Source organism: Burkholderia sp. THE68, assembly GCF_009938265.1.
Classification (GTDB): Bacteria; Pseudomonadota; Gammaproteobacteria; order Burkholderiales; family Burkholderiaceae; genus Caballeronia.
In genome coordinates this window covers 69,491-90,803 of record NZ_AP022317.1, presented here as the reverse complement: position 1 = coordinate 90,803, position 21,313 = coordinate 69,491, and the positions used below count along the sequence as shown (strand labels likewise).

The 21,313-nt window shown below is 63.6% G+C and carries 19 protein-coding genes; 2 read left to right on the top strand and 17 right to left on the bottom strand.

Features of this window, described 5'->3' with window-relative positions:
• Positions 1-2: 2 nt before the first annotated feature.
• Complete coding sequence (locus BTHE68_RS21665; RefSeq protein WP_162068384.1) at positions 3-1,787, bottom strand: gamma-glutamyltransferase family protein; 1,785 nt, start codon at positions 1,785-1,787, stop codon at positions 3-5.
• A 182-nt stretch (positions 1,788-1,969) separates the two neighbouring features.
• On the opposite strand from BTHE68_RS21665, the gene BTHE68_RS21660 reads away from it, so the two are divergent.
• The gene (locus tag BTHE68_RS21660; protein ID WP_162068383.1) at positions 1,970-2,626 is read left to right on the top strand and encodes a FadR/GntR family transcriptional regulator; all 657 of its coding nucleotides are present in this window, start codon (positions 1,970-1,972) and stop codon (positions 2,624-2,626) included.
• A gap of 135 nt (positions 2,627-2,761) precedes the next feature.
• Here the strand turns inward: BTHE68_RS21660 and BTHE68_RS21655 are convergent, their stop codons facing one another.
• From BTHE68_RS21655 to BTHE68_RS21595, 13 genes are all read right to left on the bottom strand, one after another.
• Positions 2,762-4,501 carry an ABC transporter substrate-binding protein gene (locus BTHE68_RS21655; protein ID WP_162068382.1) on the bottom strand — a complete coding sequence of 580 codons (1,740 nt, stop codon included), beginning with the start codon at positions 4,499-4,501 and terminating at the stop codon, positions 2,762-2,764.
• A gap of 102 nt (positions 4,502-4,603) precedes the next feature.
• Entirely contained in the window at positions 4,604-4,885 is a 282-nt protein-coding gene (locus BTHE68_RS21650) for a DUF2160 domain-containing protein (RefSeq protein ID WP_162068381.1), read from the bottom strand.
• Positions 4,885-5,697 carry a carbohydrate ABC transporter permease gene (locus BTHE68_RS21645; RefSeq protein WP_162068380.1) on the bottom strand — a complete coding sequence of 271 codons (813 nt, stop codon included), beginning with the start codon at positions 5,695-5,697 and terminating at the stop codon, positions 4,885-4,887. The genes BTHE68_RS21650 and BTHE68_RS21645 overlap by 1 nt, the downstream gene beginning before the upstream one ends.
• Complete coding sequence (locus BTHE68_RS21640) at positions 5,687-6,583, bottom strand: carbohydrate ABC transporter permease (protein ID WP_162068379.1); 897 nt, start codon at positions 6,581-6,583, stop codon at positions 5,687-5,689. Before BTHE68_RS21640 ends, BTHE68_RS21645 begins: the two co-directional genes overlap by 11 nt.
• Entirely contained in the window at positions 6,580-7,704 is a 1,125-nt protein-coding gene (locus tag BTHE68_RS21635; RefSeq protein WP_162068378.1) for an ABC transporter ATP-binding protein, read from the bottom strand. The genes BTHE68_RS21640 and BTHE68_RS21635 overlap by 4 nt, the downstream gene beginning before the upstream one ends.
• On the bottom strand, positions 7,691-8,782 hold the full coding sequence (locus tag BTHE68_RS21630) for an ABC transporter ATP-binding protein (RefSeq protein ID WP_162068377.1): 1,092 nt from the start codon (positions 8,780-8,782) through the stop codon (positions 7,691-7,693). The genes BTHE68_RS21635 and BTHE68_RS21630 overlap by 14 nt, the downstream gene beginning before the upstream one ends.
• A 518-nt stretch (positions 8,783-9,300) precedes the next feature.
• Positions 9,301-10,689, bottom strand: coding sequence for an MFS transporter (locus BTHE68_RS21625; protein WP_162068376.1), 1,389 nt, complete (start codon positions 10,687-10,689; stop codon positions 9,301-9,303).
• 21 nt (positions 10,690-10,710) lie between these two features.
• Complete coding sequence (locus tag BTHE68_RS21620; protein WP_162068375.1) at positions 10,711-11,862, bottom strand: FAD-dependent monooxygenase; 1,152 nt, start codon at positions 11,860-11,862, stop codon at positions 10,711-10,713.
• A 10-nt stretch (positions 11,863-11,872) separates the two neighbouring features.
• On the bottom strand, positions 11,873-12,655 hold the full coding sequence (locus BTHE68_RS21615; protein ID WP_162068374.1) for a maleate cis-trans isomerase family protein: 783 nt from the start codon (positions 12,653-12,655) through the stop codon (positions 11,873-11,875).
• Positions 12,652-13,128: an acyl-CoA thioesterase gene (locus tag BTHE68_RS21610; protein ID WP_162068373.1), complete on the bottom strand. Its 477-nt coding sequence runs from the start codon at positions 13,126-13,128 to the stop codon at positions 12,652-12,654. Before BTHE68_RS21610 ends, BTHE68_RS21615 begins: the two co-directional genes overlap by 4 nt.
• A complete protein-coding gene (locus tag BTHE68_RS21605) occupies positions 13,125-14,825 on the bottom strand; it encodes an AMP-binding protein (RefSeq protein WP_162068372.1) in 1,701 nt (566 codons plus the stop codon). Before BTHE68_RS21605 ends, BTHE68_RS21610 begins: the two co-directional genes overlap by 4 nt.
• Positions 14,826-14,857: 32 nt before the next feature.
• The gene (locus BTHE68_RS21600) at positions 14,858-15,730 is read right to left on the bottom strand and encodes a VOC family protein (RefSeq protein WP_162069125.1); all 873 of its coding nucleotides are present in this window, start codon (positions 15,728-15,730) and stop codon (positions 14,858-14,860) included.
• A gap of 36 nt (positions 15,731-15,766) precedes the next feature.
• Entirely contained in the window at positions 15,767-17,041 is a 1,275-nt protein-coding gene (locus tag BTHE68_RS21595; protein ID WP_162068371.1) for an alpha/beta fold hydrolase, read from the bottom strand.
• A gap of 204 nt (positions 17,042-17,245) precedes the next feature.
• Here BTHE68_RS21595 and BTHE68_RS21590 point away from each other — a divergent pair, with 204 nt between their 5' ends.
• Positions 17,246-17,953, top strand: coding sequence for a TetR/AcrR family transcriptional regulator (locus tag BTHE68_RS21590; RefSeq protein WP_162068370.1), 708 nt, complete (start codon positions 17,246-17,248; stop codon positions 17,951-17,953).
• 62 nt (positions 17,954-18,015) lie between these two features.
• Here BTHE68_RS21590 and BTHE68_RS21585 read toward each other — a convergent pair whose 3' ends face one another.
• The 3 genes from BTHE68_RS21585 to BTHE68_RS21575 are packed head-to-tail and all read right to left on the bottom strand — an operon-like array spanning position 18,016 to position 21,303.
• On the bottom strand, positions 18,016-19,104 hold the full coding sequence (locus tag BTHE68_RS21585; RefSeq protein WP_162068369.1) for a porin: 1,089 nt from the start codon (positions 19,102-19,104) through the stop codon (positions 18,016-18,018).
• Between the two features lie 54 nt (positions 19,105-19,158).
• Positions 19,159-19,884, bottom strand: coding sequence for a sulfite exporter TauE/SafE family protein (locus tag BTHE68_RS21580; protein ID WP_232078073.1), 726 nt, complete (start codon positions 19,882-19,884; stop codon positions 19,159-19,161).
• Complete coding sequence (locus BTHE68_RS21575) at positions 19,885-21,303, bottom strand: amidohydrolase family protein (RefSeq protein WP_162068367.1); 1,419 nt, start codon at positions 21,301-21,303, stop codon at positions 19,885-19,887.
• Between the last annotated feature and the right edge of the window lie 10 nt (positions 21,304-21,313).

The window sequence follows — 21,313 nt, the reverse complement described above, 5'->3', positions numbered from 1 at the left end:
CGTCAGCGCCCGATGGCGTAGGCCTGCATCTGGCGCGGCGTGGCGGCCCCGCGCATCAGGCCGTGGCGGATGCCTACGGCGCACACGCGCCCGAGCGACCAGGGTTCGGCGACCGTGAGTTCGTGGCCGCGCGCGCGCAGTTCATCGAGCGTGGCTTGCGGAAAGGTGCCTTCCGCCGACATCTTGCCGAGTTGAATGTCACGCGGATAAAACGAGCCGGGGAAGTGCGCGGTCTGGAAGGAAGGCGAATCCACGGCGGCCTGCAGATTCAGGCCGAAGTGCACGTGCCGCAGCAGCAGTTGCAGCGACCATTGATCCTGCTGATCGCCGCCCGGCGTGCCGAGCGCGGCATAGGGCTTGCCGTCGCGGGTGACGAGCGTCGGCGAGAGCGTGGTGCGCGGACGGCGTCCCGGCCCGAGCGACGAGGGCAGTCCTTCTTCCATCCAGAACATCTGGCCGCGCGTGGTCACGTTGAAGCCCAGCCCGGGCACCGCGGGTGATGCCTGCAGCCAGCCGCCCGACGGCGTCGCCGACACCATGTTGCCCCAGCGATCGACGACATCGAGATGCACGGTGTCGCCGCGCAATTCGGGCAGCGGCGCGAAAGTGGGTTCGCCCTGACCAAAGCCGCCCGGTTGCTGGCGGCCCGCGTTGGCCAGGATCTTCGCGGCGCGCGCCTCGCTGTCGAGCAGATTGCCCGGACGGAATTCGAACGATGCGCGGCGCGGATCGATCTGCCGGCGGCGCGCGTCGTTGTAGGCGTCGCTCAGAAGCGTGTCCATCGGTACGTCGGAGAAGTTCGGGTCGCCGTAGAAGACGTCCCGGTCGGCGAATGCGAGCTTCGCGCATTCGATGACCGTGTGAACGAAGTCCGGTCCCAGCGGGTCCATGCTCGCGAGATCGAAGCCCTTGAGCAAGGCGAGCTGCTGCAGGAACATCGGACCCTGACCCCATGGCCCCGTCTTGTGGACCATGAAGCCTTCGTATTCGTAGGAGACGGCGTCTTCGTACGTCGCCTCCCAGCGCGCGAGATCGGATGCGTCCAGAAGGCCGCGATTGCGCTGACCCGATGTATCCAGCACGTCTGTCGAGCGGAAGTACTGATCGATCGCATCCGCGACGAAACCGCGGTAGAACGCAATACGCGCGCGTTCGCACTGCTCCGCGCGGTCACCGCGCGTCTTCGCTTCGCGCAGAATGCGCTTGTAGGTTTCCGCGATGGCCGGATTCGCGAACAGATGATTGGGACGCGGCGCTTCGCCGTCGCGCAGCCATTGCTCGGCGGACGTGCGCCATTCGCGGCTGAAGAAATCCTGGATCGCGAGAATCGACGACGCCATGCGCGGCAGCACCGGATAGCCGTGCTCCGCATAGCCGATGGCATAGCTCAGCACGTCTTCCAGCGGCAACTGTCCGTAGTCGCGCAGCAAGGTCATCCAGCCGCCGAATGCGCCCGGCACGACGGCGGGCAACAGACCGGTGCCGGGCATGACCGTGAGGCCCAGGTCCTTCATGTGATCGATGGTCATGGCAGCGGGCGTGACGCCCTGGCCGCACAGTACGCGCACGCGATCGTCCTTCGCGCTGTAGAACACGGCGGGCAACTCGCCGCCCGGCCCGTTCAGATGCGGCTCGACGATCTGCAGCACGAAACCGGCGGCCGCGGCCGCGTCGAACGCGTTGCCGCCTTTTTCCAGGACCGCCATCGCGGACGCGCTGGCCAGCCAGTGCGTCGATGCCACCATGCCGAACGTGCCGATCAGTTCGGGTCGTGTCGTAAAACTCATTGCCGTTGTCCCTGTGACGAACCATTGGTTTAATGGTTCGAATTACATCGATGCATGCGACTTCATGCGAAATCGAACCGACGCGCGTAGATTATGCCAACAGAAAAAGTAAAGCAATCCGTCGCTCCTCAGTCGGCAATCTGCTAAATTGAACCAATGCATATTGGTTCAACCGGAAGATCATGGAAGATTCCACGCTCGACAGGCTGCTCGACTATGTCGCGCAGCACAATCTGAAGGACGGCGATGCGTTGCCGTCGGAACGCAGCCTCGCCGAGGCGCTCGGCGTGAGCCGGCGCGATCTGCGCGGGGCGCTGGCTTCGCTGGAAGCGGCGGGGCGCGTCTGGCGCGGGGTCGGGCGCGGCACGTATCTGGGCGCGCGTCCGCTGAAGTTTTCGGCGTCGCTCAGCAGTCTGCGCGCGGGGTCGAGCCCGGCGGATATCGCGGAGATGCGACTGGTACTCGAACCGGCATTCGTTGAGCTGGCGACGAGCAAGGCGAGTCCGGACGATCTCGCGGAACTGGAGAAATGCGCGCGGCGCAACGCCATGGCCAAGGACGACGACGAATGGCAGCAGTGGGATCATCGCTTTCATTTGCTCATTGCGCAGGCCACGCGCAACCCGGCGATCATCGCGCTGATGGAGGTGGTGAACGGCATGCGTATGAAGCCGACCGCGCGCGAAAAAACCGCCGATCAGGACACACGGCGGCATTTCGCGGAGCAGCATCAGGCTGTCGTGAAAGCGATGATCAAGCGCGACGGTGCGACCGCCGCCGCGCGCATGCGCGACCATCTGCTGAACGTGCAGTGGCGGATACCGTCTCATCGAGGGTGAGTGTGTCCAGCAGGCTCCGGATCACGTGAGCGCCGCGCTGCTGCGGATGCAATTCTTCAACAGAACGCAACAATAAAAAAGGCGGCACCAACAAGTGCCGCCCATTCATAAGAGCGCCGAGCGCCGTCAGAAGACTTACCGCACCTTGCCCGCCTTCCACGCCGACAGCAGTTGCTCATACTTCACTGTTTCGCCCTTCGGCTTTTCGTTGGCGAGCGCCTTCCACGGCGCGTGCTGGTCCGACAGCCACTTCGACGGATCGCTTTGCGCATTCAGCTCCGGCGCGCAAACCTTCATGCCGGCCCGCTGCAAACGGGACAACACCTGGTCCATTTCCTTCGCGAGGTTATCCATTGCAGCCTGCGGAGTTTTTTCGCCGGCGACGGCGGTGCCGACGTTCTTCCACCAGAGCTGCGCCATCTTTGGATAGTCGGGCACGTTGTTGCCGGTCGGCGTCCACGCGACGCGCGCCGGGCTGCGATAGAACTCGATCAGGCCGCCGTACTTGTCCGCGTTTTTCGTGAAGTAGTCGCTATGAATGTCGGAGTCGCGAATGAACGTGAGACCGACAATCGACTTCTTGAGCGACACGCTCTTCGACGTCACGAACTGCGCGTACAGCCACGCGGCGGCGCGCTGATTCGGCGGCGTCGACTTGAAGAACGTCCACGAGCCGACGTCCTGATAGCCGTTTTGCATACCGTCCTTCCAGTAAGCGCCGTGCGGGGAGGGCGCCATGCGCCACTTCGGCGTGCCGTCCGCATTCGTGACGTTGCCCGGCTTGAGCATCGACGCCGTGAACGCGGTGTACCAGAACACCTGTTGCGCGATCCGGCCTTGCGCGGGCACAGGGCCCGCTTCGCTGAAAGTCATGCCGGACGCTTCTGGCGGCGCGTATTTCTTGAGCCAGTTGATGTATTTGGTCGTTGCGTAGACTGCTGCCGGGCTGTTGGTGCCGCCGCCGCGCGACACCGACGCGCCTACCGGATGACAGCCGTCAGGCGTCACGCGAATGCCCCATTCGTCGACGGGCATGCCGTTCGGAATGCCCTTGTCGGCTGCGCCCGCCATGGAAAGCCATGCGTCGGTGAAGCGCCAGCCGAGCGACGGGTCTTTCTTGCCGTAATCCATATGACCGTAAACTTTTTCTCCGTCGATGTTTTTCACGTCGTTCGTAAAGAACTCGGCGATGTCTTCATACGCGGACCAGTTGACCGGCACGCCCAGATCGTAGCCGTATTTCGCTTTGAACTTGTCCTGCAAGTCCTTGCGGGCGAACCAGTCCGCGCGGAACCAGTAAAGGTTCGCGAACTGCTGGTCGGGAAGCTGATAAAGTTTTTTGTCCGGCGCGGTCGTAAAACTCGTGCCGATAAAGTCTTTGATGTCGAGACCGGGGTTCGTATATTCCTTGCCTTCGCCTGTCATGTAATCGGATAGCGGAACGATCACGCCATAGCGATAGTGCGTGCCGATCAGGTCCGAGTCCGAGATCCAGCCGTCGTAGATGCTTTGCCCGGATTGCATCGAGGTCTGCAATTTCTCGACGACGTCCCCTTCCTGAATGATGTCGTGCTTCACCTGAATGCCGGTGATTTCAGTGAACGCGGTGGCAAGCGTTTTGGATTCGTAGGTATGCGTATCGATCGTTTCCGACACGACATGAATTTCCTTGACGCCTTGCGATTTGAGTTTCGCCGCGGTGTCGATGAACCACTTCATCTCGTCCATCTGTTGCTGTTTCGAAAGCGTGCTTGGTTGAAACTCGCTGTCCACCCATTTCTGCGCCTCAGGCGTGCCCGCCAGAGCCTGGTTCGCGAAGGCGCCAGACACGATGCTTGCCACTGCCAGCGCGACGATCCGTCTCCTCTGATGCATGGTCTTCTCCTGTGTCTTCCGTGCCCCTTCGATCTTGTCGGCGCCCGCTGGGGGCATCAGCGGAACCGGCAGTTGCCAGTCTTCATTGCATGCGTCGGCCTTCTAGCCCTTCCACATGATCGCGAGCAACACCAGCACCGAGGCCGTGAAGCCCGGCCAGGAACTCGAGCCCTCGGCGCTGATCGCGAGCCACGCGAGATTCACATACGCGGCACTCAGCAGGCCGATGAACAGGCGATCGCCGCGAGTCGTCGCGATCGGCAGAAAGCCCTTGCGTTCATGAGTCGGCGAGCGCAGTTCCCATACCGTCATGCCGGCCAGCATAACGACGATGCAGCCGAAGAAAATCGCCACCTCGGGCGTCCAGTACATCCACGTGAACATCACACTCTCCCCATCGCGAAGCCCTTCGCGATGTAGTTGCGCACGAAGTAGATCACCAGCGCGCCGGGAACGATGGTCAGCACGCCCGCCGCCGACAGCACACCCCAGTCCATGCCGGCCGCCGACACGGTGCGCGTCATCACCGCAGCGATAGGTTTCGCGTTGACCGAAGTCAGCGTGCGCGCGAGCAGCAGTTCGACCCAGCTGAACATGAAGCAGAAAAAAGCCGTGACGCCGACGCCCGACTTGATGAGCGGCAGGAAGATCTTCACGAAGAAGGCGGGAAACGTATAACCGTCTATGTACGCGGTTTCGTCGATCTCGCGCGAGACGCCCGACATGAAGCCTTCGAGAATCCACACGGCAAGCGGCACGTTGAACAGCATGTGCGCAAGTGCGACGGCAATGTACGTGTCGGTCAGGCCGACGCTCGAATAGAGCTGGAAAAACGGCAGCAAGAATACGGCGGGCGGCGTCATGCGGTTGGTGAGCAGCCAGAAGAACATGTGCTTGTCGCCGAGAAATCGATAACGTGAGAACGCGTACGCGGCAGGCAGAGCGACCAGCACCGACATCACCGTGTTCATCAGCACGTAGATGATCGAATTGATGTAGCCCCAGTACCAAGAAGGATCGGTGAAGATCACCTTGTAGTTTTCGAACGTCACGTGCTGCGGCAGCGTGGCGAACGTCGACATGGTTTCCTCGTTTGTGCGCAGGGATATCGAGAGCATCCAGTAAAGCGGAATCAGCGCGAACAGCATATAGACGACGAGCATCAACGTCCGCATCCAGCGGCGTTTATCCTGCATGGTCGTCTCCTTGGGCGGCAGGGCCACCTTTGCCCACGCGGCTCATCCAGTTATAGAGAATGAAGCACAGCAGCAGAATGATCAGGAAATAGATCAGCGAGAAAGCCGCGGCCGGGCCAAGATCGAACTGGCCGACTGCTTTTTGTGTCAGATACTGACTGAGGAAGGTGGTGGAATCGCCGGGACCGCCGCCTGTCAGCACGAACGGCTCGGTATAGATCATGAAGCTGTCCATGAAACGCAGCAGCACGGCGATCATCAGCACGCCGCGCATCTTCGGCAATTCGATGTAGCGGAATACCGCAAAACGGCTTGCGCCGTCTATTTCCGCGGCCTGATAGAAGGCGTCGGGAATTGCGCGCAAGCCCGCATAGCAGAGCAGGGCGACGAGCGGGGTCCAGTGCCAGATGTCCATCACCAGCACGGTGAGCCATGCGGCCGTGGGACTTGCCGTGTAGTTGTAGTCGAAGCCAAGACTATTGAGCCAGTAACCGAGCAGTCCGATATCCGGGCGCCCGAAGATCTGCCAGATCGTGCCCACCACGTTCCATGGAATCAGCAACGGCATCGCTAGCACGATGAGCGTGGCCGAAGCGCGCCATCCCGAAGCCGGCATCGAAAGTGCGAGGCCCACGCCCAATGGAATCTCGAACAGCAGAACGCACGTGGAGAAAAGGACCTGCCTGCCGAGCGCTTCGCGCAGATCCGGATCGGTCATGATGTTGCGAAACCACTCCGTACCGACGAACACATGCTGCGTCGGGCCGATGATGTCCTGCACCGAATAGTTGACCACCGTCATCAGCGGCAGGATCGCGGAGAACGCGACGCAGATGAACACCGGAATGACCAGCAACCACGCTTTCTGATTGACGGGCTTGTTCATCGCGCGGCCCCTTCGGAGATGCGTGTTTCGATTCTTTCGTCGTTGCAGAAGAACACGGTTTCAGGCGCAATGAGATGCAGCCAGGCAGGTCCGTCGACAACCCGCACATGCGGCTCGAGCCTCGCATTGAACACATTGCCGTCGCATTGCGCGGTAACCAGTTGATAGTTGCCGAGCTGCTGCGCGCGCAGCACCCGCGCGTTGACCGCACCGGCTCCTCCTTCCTGCGAAAGGCGGACGAATTCCGGGCGAATCCCCAGCTTGAGCGCGCCGTTTGCCTGCTGATGCGCGCCACGTAGCGTCGCAAGCGTGCCGGCGTCGAGCGGCAAGCGCTGCGAGCCGATTTTGGCGCCGTCGGCGTCGAGCTCGATCGGACAGAGATTCATGCCCGGACTGCCGATGAAGTAGCCAACAAAAGCGTGATCCGGCCGCAGAAAAAGCGCATCGGCGCCGCCTTTCTGAACGACGCGGCCATTTGTCATGACCACGACTTCATCGGCGAAAGTCAGCGCTTCTACCTGATCGTGCGTCACGTAAATAAGCGTGAGCTTGAGTTGCTGGTGGATCTTCTTCAACTGCCGGCGCAGGATCCACTTCATCGCGGGGTCGATCACAGTCAACGGTTCGTCAAAGAGAATCGCCGCGACGTCCTTTCGCACGAGGCCGCGCCCAAGCGAGATTTTCTGCTTGGCGTCGGCGGCCAGATCGCTCGCCTTGTTCGGCAGGTCGCGCGTCATATCGAGGATATCCGCGACCTCGTGCACGCGCTTCGTGACCTCGGCGGCCGACATCTTGCGATTGCGCAGCGGAAACGCGAGGTTATCGAACACGGTCATCGTGTCGTAGACCACGGGGAACTGGAACACCTGGGCGATGTTGCGCTGGCGCGCGCCGAGCGCCGTCACGTCGCGTCCGTCGAACAGCACCTTGCCCTCCGACGGCTTGACGAGCCCCGACACGATATTCAGCAGCGTGGTCTTGCCGCAACCCGATGGCCCGAGCAACGCATAAGCGCCGCCGGCATCCCAGACCATGCTCATGGGTTGAAGCGCGTAATCGTCGAGCGTCGCGGGGTTCGGTCTGTACGCGTGCGCAAGATTCTGGAACTCAATGCACGCCATAAGCCGCCTCCGGGCTGGACACCAGTTGGGTGTCCGCGCCGAACACAAACAGTTCGTCAGGGTCGATGAAAACGTCGAGCCGCGTGCCGAGCTCGATCTGATGCACGCCCTGCAACTGCGCGACCAGGTCGACCGCGCCGGTCAGCGTGCGCAAGTGCAGGTACGTTTCCGAGCCGCTCAGTTCAGCGAGTTCGAGCCGGCACGGAACGGCGATCGCATGCGAGGATTTCGCCTGAAGACGCAGGTGCCCCGGCCGGATGCCGATGCGGCATGCGCCGTTCGCAGCGGGACCGTGCCGGACTGGAACCTCCACGCCGATCGGCAGACGCGCGCGGCCGTTGCCGCACTCGCTCGTCAGCATATTCATCGGCGGGTCGTTGAAAACGGCCGCGGCCGCGACGTTGACCGGTGCGTTATAGACATCGAGAGTGGGACCGAACTGCAGCACCCGGCCTTTATCGACGATTGCCGTATAGCCGCCCAGCAGTAGCGCTTCGAGAGGTTCGGTGGTCGCGTAGACGACGGTCGTCTTGCCGTCAGCGAAAAGCGTCGACAGTTCCATGCGCAATTCCTCGCGCAGTTTGTAATCGAGATTCACAAGCGGCTCGTCGAGCAGCACTAGCGACGTGCGCTTCACGAGGGCACGTGCGAGCGCGCAGCGCTGCTGCTGGCCGCCCGACAGTTCACCTGGCCGCCGCTCCAGCAAATGGTCGATATGCAGTTTGGCTGCGACGTCCTGCACGCGCCGGCGGATTTCGGCAGGGTCGGTTTTTTGCAGGCGCAAAGGCGAGGCGATGTTCTCGGAAACCGTCATCGCCGGGTAGTTGATGAACTGCTGATAGACCATCGCGAGATTGCGCTGGCGCACGCTGACGCCTGTCACGTCCTGGCCGTCGACGAGCACTCGGCCGTCGTTCAGCCTGTCCAGACCCGCCATCACGCGCATCAGCGTGGTTTTGCCGGCTTGAGTAGGTCCGAGAAGCACATTGATGGCGCCTGGGACGAGGCGCAAATCCACGCCGTACAGATACGGTTGCCCGCCAGAAACGACACTGACTCGCTCCAGTTCCAGGACCAAATCGCTCTCCTTTGCGGCGTACGCGACGCCAGTCGCAGAAGCCAGCGCTTTAAGGTGGCGTCAATTGGGTTGCACTTTGATTACATGTCGCAGCCAAAATGTCCCTTTTGTTGGTTTGCGTTTAAATCGGGGTAAACCTTACGACAGGATGAAATAGAGGACATCGTCGGTGGGTTGGGGAGATCGACAGGAGGCGGGGGGGCGAGATGTAGCGTTGACTCAATTGTCGACGCGAGGGTGACGATCATGCAAAACACGTCTGCCGTTTTCGTGGGCATCCTCGAAACGTTGCACGGTGCTCAGCCAATCCGAACAGCATCTGTGAAGTGAGGGCGCGGTCGCGCACGATCGCAGTCTTTGAGCGGGCCAAACGAGATCGTTCGATTGAGAATTTTTGACATAATCCTTATTATCGATGTTTTGCTTGCTTCCAGTCGACCTTGCGCAAATCGCTTTCAGGAATCCGCTTCTCGGTCGGCACCGCCTGAAAGGCAATGCCGACCGAAGCGGCGGATCGACTACGAGCCTATCTCGGCACCGGGCATGTCCAGTGCGACGTCCGCGCCAGACGAAGCCGCCGGGATCCGCGCTCGACGGACGCCCGCGAAGAAGATACCCGCGCCGGACAGTGTCGCGGGTACTGCCAGGATGAGATAGAGCGCTGCGTTGGACCAGCCCGCGGACAGCATCAACGCGCCACCAAACGATCCCGCGATCGCACCGATCCGCCCGACGCCGAGCGCCCATGCCACTCCCGTCGCCCGGCTCGATGTCGGATAGAACCCCGATGCGATGACATTCGCGCAAACCTGCGAGCCGCTCACGCAGAAGCCTGTCAGGAAGATGCCCGCGGCAAGCCACCAGGCCGAGCCCGCAACCGCGAGCGATGCGACCGCCGCCGCGCCAGTGAGATAAGCCGCGCTCACGACCTTGTAGGCGTCGAACCGGTCGATCATGACGCCCAGCACGATCGCCCCAAGCACGCCGCCGCCTTGCAGCAGGCCCGCGAAAACCGACGCCTGTTTGAGGGACAAGCCTGAACGCGCTCCGAGAATCGGGAGCCAGTTGATCAGCATGTACAGCAGCAGCAGGCTCATGAAGAACGCGAGCCACAGTAGCAGCGTGCCACGCCGATAATCGGGATCGAAGAGCCGTCTGACGGGCGAAGCATGGGCCCGCTCGTCGGATGCGAGGTAGCGTTGCCCGGCTGCCGCGCGATCCGGCGCCACGCGTTTCAGGATCGCCGCGATGTGCATTTCGTTGCCCTTGCCGAGCGCGAGGAAGCGAACCGACTCGGGCAACGCGAACCACAAGACCGGCACCAGCATCAACGGAAGCAGCCCGCCGATGACCAGCACGCCGCGCCAGCCGAACTCCGCGACGAGATACGCCGTGACCACGCCGCCCAGCGCGGAGCCCAGCGAAAAGCCGCAGAACATCAAGGTCAGCAAGGTACCGCGCCGCCGCTCCGGACTGAATTCCGATGTGAGCGTGATCGCACTCGGCATCGCGCCGCCAAGTCCGAAGCCAGTCAGGAACCGCAGCGCGACCAGCCACACGATGTCTGGCGCCGCCGCCGATGCGAGGCACGCCGCGCCGAACCACGCGACCGAGAGGATCAGCACGCCGCGCCGCCCTATGCGGTCCGCCAACGGCCCGCTCAGGAAGGCGCCCATCATCAGACCGAGCAGACCGGCGCTGAAAAGCGGGCCGAGCGCCATCACCGACAGGTTCCAGTCACTGCGCACATGCGGCGCGATGAAGCCGATGATGGCGATATCGAAGCCATCCAGCGCCACGATCAGAAAGCACAGCAGCCCGATCATGATCTGGAAGCGCGACACGCGCGCCTCGTCGATGATGTCGCGCACGTTCACCGGCTCGCGCCGCAATTCCTTGGCGTCCATGAAGTCTCCTTGACGTGATGCTCAGACGTGCGCGGTTTGCGCTTTGCCGGCGGCGATGGCTTCCACCTGCTCGATGAACGCCGGATCGCGCTCGCGAAGGTCTTCGTGACTGACCCGCCCGGTGCGTCGCATGTAATCGTAGGCGAAGCTGACGGGATCGAGGTTCATGCGGGTATCGACGGACTCGTACCAGTCGAGACTCTTGCGCGCCGCGTCCTGAAAGCGATTCGAAGCGTCCTTTCGGCCTGCCTCGAAAGCGGCGAAGGCGGCGGGAACATCATCGCGATGAACCGATAGCGCTTCGCACAGCGCGATGGCGTCCTGCATCGCCATGCGCGTGCCCGAGCCGAGCGAGAAATGCACGCTGCGCAGTGCGTCGCCGAGCAGTACCACGTTGCCGTGCGACCAGCGCGCATTGCTGACTACTTTGGCCTGAAACCATTGCGAGCGGTTCGTCAACAGCGGCTCGCCTTGCAGGTCTTCCGCGAAGACTTGCTCGCAGAACGCGCGACTCTGATCCTCGGTGGCAGTGTCCAGCCCGCAACGCCGCCAGGTCTGCGGATCGACCTCGACAAGAAAGGTCGAATGCGTCTTGCTGTACTGGTAGGCATGTGCGATGAACACGCCCTGCGGCGTCTCGCGGAAGATCAGCGACACGGGTTGAAACAGACGCGTCGTGCCGTACCACGCGAACTTGTTGCGCCGTTCGTCGAAGCTCGGCTGGAAGTGTTCGGCAAGACGCGCGCGCACCTCGCTGTTCACGCCGTCTGCGGCGACGACGACATCGTAATCTGCCAGCGCGGCCGGATCGCTCACGCAACTTTTGTAGCGCACGTCGACGCCGGTGTCGCGGCACGCCTGCTGCAACACGTTCAACAAATCGATGCGCGATGTGCGCGAGAAATGGTTATTCGAAAGACGCACCGGCACGCCGCGATGCACGATTTCCATATAGTCGCAGCGCTCGTGATGCGCTGTGAATTTGCGAAAGAACGCCTCGTCCGCTTCCTTCAGAAAGCTCAGCGCGACGTCGGAGAACACGACACCCCAGCCATACGTCGCACCCGCGTCGTTGCGTTCGTGAACCACGATCTCGTCGCCGGGGTGACGCTGCTTCATCAGCATCGAGAAATAGAGTCCGGCGGGGCCGCCACCAATCACCGCGATCTTCATGATGTTTTCCTCAGCATTCCGTGAAATGACGCGCGGACTCGCCAAGCAGCGCCCCGGCATCCGGCACGATCGGCGCAAGGCCGAGATGATCGAGCATCTGCCGCACCGTGCAGACAGCCGTGGACGTGACCGGCACGCCGAGCCTGTCTTGCGCGACCTGGATCGCAGCGAGCGACGGCATCTGCACGCAGGCGGACAGCACGACCGCATCGGCATTGGCGATATGGAGCCGTCGGACATCGTCGAGCAGTTGCAGCGGATTGCGGCGGCCGACTTCGAGGTTGTCCGGTATCTCGAACGACAATGCATCCAGCACCTCGATGCCTTCGTCCTCGATATACGCGACGACGGCGGCCGTCAGCGGCTTCATATACGGCGTCATGAGCGCAATCCTGCGCGCGCCCATCGCCTTAAGACCCGCGACGAGCGCACCCGCCGACGTCATCACGGGCGCGTCGCAGTGGTTCTCGCGTGCGATGCGCCGCAGGTCCTGCTCCACCTGCCGGTGATAGCCCGGCCCCATCGCCATGATGGCGACGAGGCACGCGGTGCTCATCACATCGACGCGCGCGTCGGCGAGCTCCGCCGCGCAGCGCAAGCCCTCGCGATTCATCGCCTCCAGTTCCTCCTTGACGACGCGATGCATCCGCATGCGGCTCGAATGGAAGGTGAAGCGCTCCGGCAAAACGCTTTCGCGTGCGCGCAGCATCGCGGGAATCTCGGTCTCCATGGTCGTGTTCGAGCTCGGCACGATCTGGCCGATCCGATACGTGCGGGATGTTGCCTGCGTCATTCGGTTTCTCCTGCGTCAGGGTGTTCGGCGCAGCGCGCCTGATACTGTTCCAGCGCGTCGCGCAACACGACGGGCATCTCGATTGATTCGCGCGCGTCGCGGCGAATGCAGACCGGCGTGAGGCGCGCGATAAAGGCGATCTCCCCATCTGTCATGCGCGCGGTGATGGCGAGTGTGAACGTGCGGATGCGGATCGATTCGACTTCCACGGTTGCGTCGAAGGTCTCGTCGGGTCTGAGCGAGCGGCGAAAATCGAATTCGAGCGCGCGTGTGGGTGTGCCGAACCCGTGATGGTTCTTGACCGCCTGCGGCGTGCCGTCGAAGAGAAATCCATAGAAGAGTTCGGCGAACGAGATGACGTAATCGGAAAACGAAGCGGTGTAGACGACGCCCGCCGGATCGCATTCACCCCAGCGCACGCGGCGACGCACGACGAACGGCTGCGTGCACGCGACGTATTCGGTGGCGGTCATGCGCCCTCCTTCGCGATGCCCGGTGTAGCGGCATGCGCGGCGTGCCCTTCCGACATCCGCGCAGCGACGTCGCGGCGCAGAGCCGCCTTGTCGACCTTGCCGACGCGTGTCACCGGAAACTCCTCGACGATCTCGATGCGCTCGGGACACTTGAATTTGGCAAGACCCTGAGCGACGAGGAAATCGGCAAGCTGCCGCACCGTCGGCGCCGCATGGCCTGTGCGCAGGATCAGATAGACGCAGGCCTTCTCGCCATACAGCGCATCGGGCATGGCGACGAGCTTCGCATCCGCGACCGCCGGATGATGGCTCACGTACGCCTCGACTTCCTCACAGCCGATCTTCTCGCCGCCGCGATTGATGTTGTCGCGCAGCCGCCCTTCGAACGCGAAGCAGCGCACGCCGTCGATCAGCCTTTGCGTCACCATGTCGCCGGTGCGCACGAAGCCATCGGACGTCAGCGTCTGCGCGGTCGCCTCGGGCGCGCGAAAGTAGCCGCGCAGGCTCGATGGGCCGCGAAAGCACAGCTCGCCCGCTTCGCCGTCCGGCGCGGGTTCGTCCGTGCCGGGCACGAGCACGCGGATCTCATCCGCCTCGCAGCCCGACAGGCCTTGCGTGAAATGCCGCAGTTGAACGGCGTGCGCGGGACCTGCGCCCATCAGCAGCCCTTCGGTCGTGCCGTACAGGTTGAAGCACGGCACGCCGAGATGCGCTTCGAGCGAATCGGCGCGGCTCAACGTGCCAAACAGTTGCAGCGATGACAGATCGTGCCGCGCGATCTCCCGATACGCGATCATCTGCGGCGCGACCGGACCGATGGAAAGCCCGTGCGTCACGCGATGCGTCTCGATGAGCTCCAGCATCCGGGCGATGTCCACGCGCGGCATCAGCACGGTCGTCGTGCCGGCGGCCACCGTCGAGACGAACGCATACAACTGACCTGCGTTGTGCAGCAACGGCAGCGACCAGATCATGCGGCTCGCCTCGCTCATGCCGATGTGACGCATCCAGGCAAGCGCGTGACCGATGTACTCCGCATGAAAGCGCGGAATGATCTTCGGCACGCCGGTCGTGCCGCCGGAAAGCTGGAAGCTCAGCACGTCCTCGCTACCGATGCGGATCTCGCCCAGCACGGCGCGCGCACGGGATAGCGGCATCGCGTCGATGAGCGCGTCGATCGTCCGATGGCCGGCGCCGCCCTCTCCGCGCGCGACGACGAGATGTTCGAGCGATGCGATCCGCTCGAACATCAGCCTCGCGAAGCCGACGAGATCGAATGCCGAGAAATCCGCCTGCACGAAGTAGCCGCGCGGTTCCGACTGCGCCGCAAGCTGGCCGATTTCGACTTCACGATACTGCGGCACCGCGCAAACCGGCACGATGCCCGCCTTGTATGCGCCCATCAACGCGACGGCCGTGTCGACCGTGGTGCCCATCTGGAAGATCGCGCGGTCGCCGGGGCGAAGGCCGGTTTCGAGCAGCGCAGCGCCGAGCCGCTCGCTGCGCTCGTCGAGTTCCGCGAATGTGATCGTCGCTTCGTCGGAGATATAGGCGGGCCGCTGGGGCACGCGCGCGGCGGTGGCGCGCAGCGCGTCGCCGAGGGTCGTGTCGGACCATGCGCCCGATGCGAAATAGCGTTGCGCGAGCTCGGGCGGACAATAGACCACGCCTTCGATCGGATGAAAAATACCGCTCATGTGTTCTGTCTCCTGCATGTCCATGTGCCGTTTCAGCCGCGCGGCGCAATGCGCACGACATCGCGGTCGTAGCACTCGATGCGTCCGTTCAGTCCGCCGGTGAAGAGCCCGTACCAGACGGCGGGCTTCAGTCCCAGCGCGCGGCGCTCGAACGAGACCGGCTCGGCGGCGCTGATTTCGGTGTACTCGCCCCGCTCTTCGACACGGCAGCCAGCCAGCTTGCGCGCCGCTTCGATCAGCGGGGCGAACTCCGGCACGTTCAGCACGAAGATCTGCAACTGCTCCGCGCCAGTCTCGCGACGTTCGCCGAAGCGTGCCGCCTTGCGCGTCCAGACGTCGTCGATGCGAGTCAGGCCGCGCTCCTGCGTCTCCAGTTCGATCGCCGCTTCGAGCGTCACGGCGGCGTCGTGCGCGTCGAGCGGCTCCAATGCGCGCAGCTTGCGCGTGATCTCGATGAAATAACCGTTCGGATCGCGAAAGTAGATCGACTCGATCACCTCATGCGCCGTCTCCACCGACACCTCCACGCCGCGTGACTCCAGCCGTGATTTCCAGGCTTGCAGTTCCTCTTGCGTATCGACGAGCCAGGCCGTGTGCGTGGCGTCGAAAACGTGATCGTCGGGACGCGGCGGATGTGTCGCCCTTCCCTTCAGCGTGTCGGGTTCGCGACTTCCGAGGTAGTAGAAAAACGCGATCGTGCTGCCGTTGCCGCTATCGAAAAAGAAGTGCAGGAAATCCGGATGCGTGGCGGGCCCCCATCCACGCGCGGAAATCGTATGGATCAATGGCAGGCCGAGCACGTCGCGATAAAACTCGACGGTCTCCTTGAGCCTCCAGGTCGGGCGCGCCGTGTGATCCACGCCGCGCAGGCGCAGGGCCTGACCGGCGGCGGGCATGTCGCTCATCTTCATATCGGTACTCCGTGTCTGATCAAGCGGATTTCATTGGGGAAAGGTTTCGCGCAGCCAGTCGCGCACGATGCGCCCGGCGATATAGCGGCCCGCCTCCTCGCCTTCGGCAAGCGCCCGGCCGTGGTGATCGCCACGCACCCGGCGATGCGTTTTCGTCGACGAACCGAGGCTCGCGTAGATGTCCGCGACGACACTCGGGAAGCACGCCTGGTCGCCGGTGTATTCGACGACGAGCGAGGGTTGCGTGATCGCGGGCGCAGTCTTCGACAGCAGCGCGTTCGACGACACGCCCGACCACGTCGATAGCCACGCTTCCGGCGAGCAGCATCGGGCGAAGCCGACCGAGCCGTAGTTCGAGGCGAACGGGTCCGCGCCCCACAGCGACCCGTAGCGGCGATCGGACGGATCGAGCGACAGGTCGAAGCAGCGCAGATCGGCGTCGGTGCGCCAGATGGTCATCAGCGGCGTGTGCGCGGCCACGCGGCGCGAACGGGCATCGGCTGCATCCCCGGCGGACTTGACGCGCGCGCGGGCGTCGAGGCGCTCGGCGATCAGATTGCGCGCGATGGCGTCGAGCCGTTCCACCCGCGCGATTTGCGCCGCGCGATAGCGCTCGACGAAGGCTGCGTCGTAGCCCGACGGACGAGGCGGCGCGTCGAACCCGTTGGACGGCGCGAACGGATCGAGCGCCTCGTCGACGCTGAGCGCATCGTTCTCGTCCGTGACCGAAGGATCGATGCAGCCTTGCAGCAACGCGCCCTGTCCCGGATGCGGGGCGACGAAGATCACGCCATCCGTGGGCGGCATGTCGAGCGACGCGAGCTTCGTTGGCCGTCCGCCCGGCGTGCGTTCGATGCGCTGCGCCGGCGCCAGATTCGATTGCTGCGCATAGAGCGCGTAGAGTCCGCTGCCCCCCGAATTGCCGAGCAGCACGACGCGCCTGAAGCCCGCTTCGCGCAGAAAGCGCATGCCGGCCGCCACGTCGTAGAGCGCGAACTCGTGTTCGAGGCGCATGTCGTTGCCCACCGAGCGCGGCGCCTGTGTCCACGCCGCGTAGCCCGCGCCGACGATATCCGGGATCAGGTAATGACAGGCCATGAATTCGCGCGGATGCATGATGCAGACGACCGTATCCGCCGCACCGGTCGAATACAGCGAGCCACTCGTCGCGGCGCCGTCCTGCGTGCGCAGCACGACGTTGCGCGTGCTGACGCCCGCCGGAAGATCGCGCGGATTCCAGTCGGTGTTGAGAAATCCTGCGGTGGCGCCGCCAACGCCAACGTGCACTTGTGCAGATCGATTCATCGAGGTCATCTCCTTTTTTTACATCTTAGTCGAATTATTTTACGATGGCGTAGATTTTTGATTATGGTTTTTACGGATGCGTCAATTATTCGACCGGCCCGGTTCGCCACGCGCGGCTTTGCCACCAAGAGCGGCGGGCTCACGACGCGGCGCCGGAATGGGGTATCGTGATGAACTTTCTGACACAGTTGTCGAAAACGCCGTATGACCCGAACCCAGACCAAGAGCGACGCCTTGCGCGAAAACATCCTCGAAGTGGCGACGCGCCTTTTCATCGAGCGCGGCTTCGACGGCACGAGCTTCAACGACATCGCCGATGCGATCGGCGTGAGCCGGCCCGCGCTCTACTACTACTTCAAGAGCAAGGAAGCGATTCTCGAAGTGCTCACGGAGACGGTTACGCGTGCGGCGGGACAACTGGCGTCAGAGGCGGTGCCCGAGCACATGCAGCATCCGGCAGGCATGTTGCGGCATCTGGTATTGCGTCATGCGCAGTTGATCCTCACACATCCGCTACAGTTTCGGGTCGTGGAGAGAAACGAAGGCAACCTGCCGCTAAAGCAACGCGAACTGGCGGAGCAGGCGCGCCGAGCGGTGCTCGAGCAGTTTCAGCACGCGATCGAATTCGGCATCGAGCAAGGGCAGTTTCGCGCGCTGGATGCGAAGGTGGCGGCCTTCTCGATCATCGGTATGTGCAACTGGAGCGCGTGGTGGTATTCGCCTTCCGGTCCGCGCTCGCTCGAGCAGGTCTCGGGGCAGATCGCCGATATGGCCTTGCACGCTGTGCAAATGGAAAACGAAAGACAGTTGCGGGAGCCGAGCACCGCCGCGGTGATTCAGTTGCTGCGCGACGATATCGACATGCTGGAACGGCGTCTCTCGTCGGACGGGGGCCGCTCCGGACCTCGCTGATGCTGCAACGAAAGAGCGCATCGCGTTCAGGCCACGCTTGACGATCCTCGAATCGCCTACGCCTAGAACAGGTGATGAACGCCGGCAAGTACCACCGTCTGCCGGTTCGAAGACGAAGGCCCGATACCCAGCGTCACCGCCTTCGCGCCCGAAGACGCCTGCTCCACCATGACGTCGGCATAGAGCTGCGTGAGCTTCGACAGCGAATAGACGTTGGCGACGGTCACCTGCGTCCAGCGCTGTCCCGCGAGCGTGGTAGTCCACGCGCCCGCGCCGATCATATACGAGGGCGTGACCTGAAAGTTCGCACCGCCGTCGATGGTGCGATAGTTGTCCGCTCGACCGCCCTCTTCGATGCGCACCTGCGTGACGAGCGCATGCAACTGCACGCGGCCGATCTGCACGCTGCCGCCGATGCCCGCGTTGCGCACGCTGTCCGCGACGAACGGCGCGCTCGCCGTCAGCGCGACGCCCTGGAAGCTCGTCAGTCCGAGCGCGCTCGCGAGATTCAATGCCCGATCGTGATACTCCGAATACGCCGCGGCGAGATTCAGCGGGCCGTAACCGTAGGTCGCGCCGAAGCTGATGGTGCGTCCCGTGGTGCTGCTCGACTGATTGGTGAAGCCGTACATCGCGCCGAGGGTCACGCCCGCGATCGTCCGGCTGCGAAACTTGACCGTGTTCGACAACTCGACCGGCACCGTGTTGCCCAGTCCGTCGATATTGCCGGGGTGGAACGCGGAGAAGTCGCCGAGAGACTGCGCCGTCGACAGCGGCCCGAGCATCTCGAAGTGGAAGTCGGTCTGCCGTCCAAGCGTGAGCGTACCGATACCGGCATCGCTCAGGCCGACATAAGCCTGCCGGTTGAACAGCGTGCCCGCGCTCGACATCGCGCCGCTGATCGTCGAAAAGCCGGATTCCAGCTTGAACACGGTCTTCAGTCCGCCGCCGAGATCCTCGACGCCGGTGAGGCCCCAGCGGTCCGCCTGCAGCGTGCCCTGCTGCGCAATGAACGCGTGCGAGCCACGCAGATTGCTCACGTAGCCGACACCCGCATCGAGACTGCCGTAAAGCGTGACGCTGCTCTGCGCCTGAACGTTCATCGCGATGCCCATTACCGAAAGGGCGAGCGCAAGCCGACTCTTCTTCATAAGGGTCTCTCCGTCGATCAAGGGAATGAGCCGGCCGGCAGGCCGGCGGATGCTTCAGGAAGCGAGCGTCTGATACAGGATGGCCGCGCCCGACACGATGGCGAAGCCCATCACGCTGATGCGCAGCAGGCGTGCGTTCAGACGTTGATGCACGTGCTGGCTCACGAACGCGCCGACGATCACCGGCGGCACCAGACACAGCGCCGACATGAACTTCGCGACGGTGATCGTGCCGGTCACGCTCAACATGACGAGCGAGAGCGCTTCACCGATCGCGAAGCACAGCGCGATGGTCGAACGCAGCGCGGGCGCGCGGTAGTGCTGGAACACCATCGCCAGTGCGGGGCCGCCGATGCCGGTGGCGGTTTCGGTGATGCCCGTCACGGCGCCGGCCGCCATCAGCGCATTGCGTCCCGGCATGAAGCTGGGGGCGCATAGTGTGGCGACGGCGGCGGCGATCGTCGATGCGCCGATGAACACGTTCAGGTCGTGCGCCGAGATGCGCGTGATGATCCACACGCCGGCTACGGCGCCCGCCGTGCGGCCGACCGTGATCCACAGCGTGCCTTTCGAATCGAGCGCAGGACGTTCGCGCCAGGCGAGGTAGACGTTGAGCGGCAGCATCAGGATCAGCAGCGACACCGGCAGCAGTTCCGGCTCGATCAGACCGATGACGGGCGCGCAGATCAGCGCGAAGCCGACGCCGACCGCGCCCTGGATGAACGCGGCGATCGCGACGGTGACGGCGAGAACGAGAAAGATGGTCAGGCTCACGGACATTCACTCCACGGCAGGAAGGGGCATGCCGCAAGCGGCCCGAAGCGAAGGCGCCGCATGCACACGCTGAATCGGCGCGCGCGCGACGACTTCGCGCGCGACCTCATCGACTTCCCTGAGGAACGCGCGCGCGTCCCAGTCGGTCGGCCAGCCTTGCCAGAGGCGCAACTTTCCCGCGACGAAGACCGCGTCGATCTGGCTGCGATCCGCGAGTCGCACCAGCTCCCATGTGAGATCCCAGGACGGTCGCATCTCCGGCACATCGAGATCGACGAGCAGAAAATCGGCCGCCTTTCCTGTCGCGATTTCGCCGATACGCGCATCGAGCCGCAACGCATCCGCGCCGCCGCGCAACGCGCGATCGAGCCACAGTTCGCCCGCGCCGCACGACGAATCGCCGGTCGCGAGACCGAAAGCGAAACGTTGCGCGGTCTCGGCCGCGTCGAGCAGACGGAATGCATCGCTGCGCGTGCCGTCCGTGCCGAGACCGAAACGGATACCGAGCGCGTCCATCTGCAGCGCGAGGGCGACGGCATTGCCCTTCCAGGAACTCGCGACCGGGTTATAGCTGACCGCCGTTCTCGTGCGCGCAAGCAGATTCAGCTCCGAGGGCGTGACGAGCGTCGCGTGCGCGATAAGCGTCTGGGGCCCCAGCGCGCCCGCGTAATGCAGATGCTCGATCGGCCGCATCTTGCGTCGCACAATCGAGCGTTCGACTGCCGCGAGATGCTCGTTCGCATGCGTCTGGAAGATCACGCCCGCGTCGGCGCACAGCGCGGCGGCGGTTTGCAGCATGCCGTCGGAGCCGGCTTCGGGCACCGACACCGCGAGCGACGGATGCACGAGCGCATGACCTTCCCAGCGCGCCAGATGCTGCTGCGCGCGCACGACGATGGCGGCGCGCGCACGCGCGTCGATGTCCTCGGAGAGATCGTTGCAGATCAGGCCGAGCACACAGCGCACGCCGACTTCCTGCGTCGCCGCTGCGATCGTGGTGGCATCGCCGCTCGCGCGCGTACCGGCATCGCAGACGGTCGTGAAGCCGCCGCGCAACGCTTCGAGCGCGGCCAGCTTCGCGGACAGATACACGAGGTTCTCGTCGAGGCAATTTTCCAGCGGCACCCAGATGCGCCGATAGATCTCCGAGGGCTCGCCGAACGCCAGCGCCTTGCCGAACGATTGCGTCAGATGATGATGTGCATCGATGAATCCCGGCATGACGAGCTTGCCCGGCAGCGCGAGCGGTGCGAGATGCGGGTGACGCGCGATGACTTCATCGGCCGGTCCGACGTCCGCGAACTTTCCGTTCGACACGACCACAGCGTGTCCGGGCTGCGGTCCATCGGCGAGCAAAACGAATGCGGGCAGGAGCAGAAGCTCGTCGGCCTGAAGCGCGGCGGGCGTGAGATGAGGTGTCGTCATGATCGTTCTA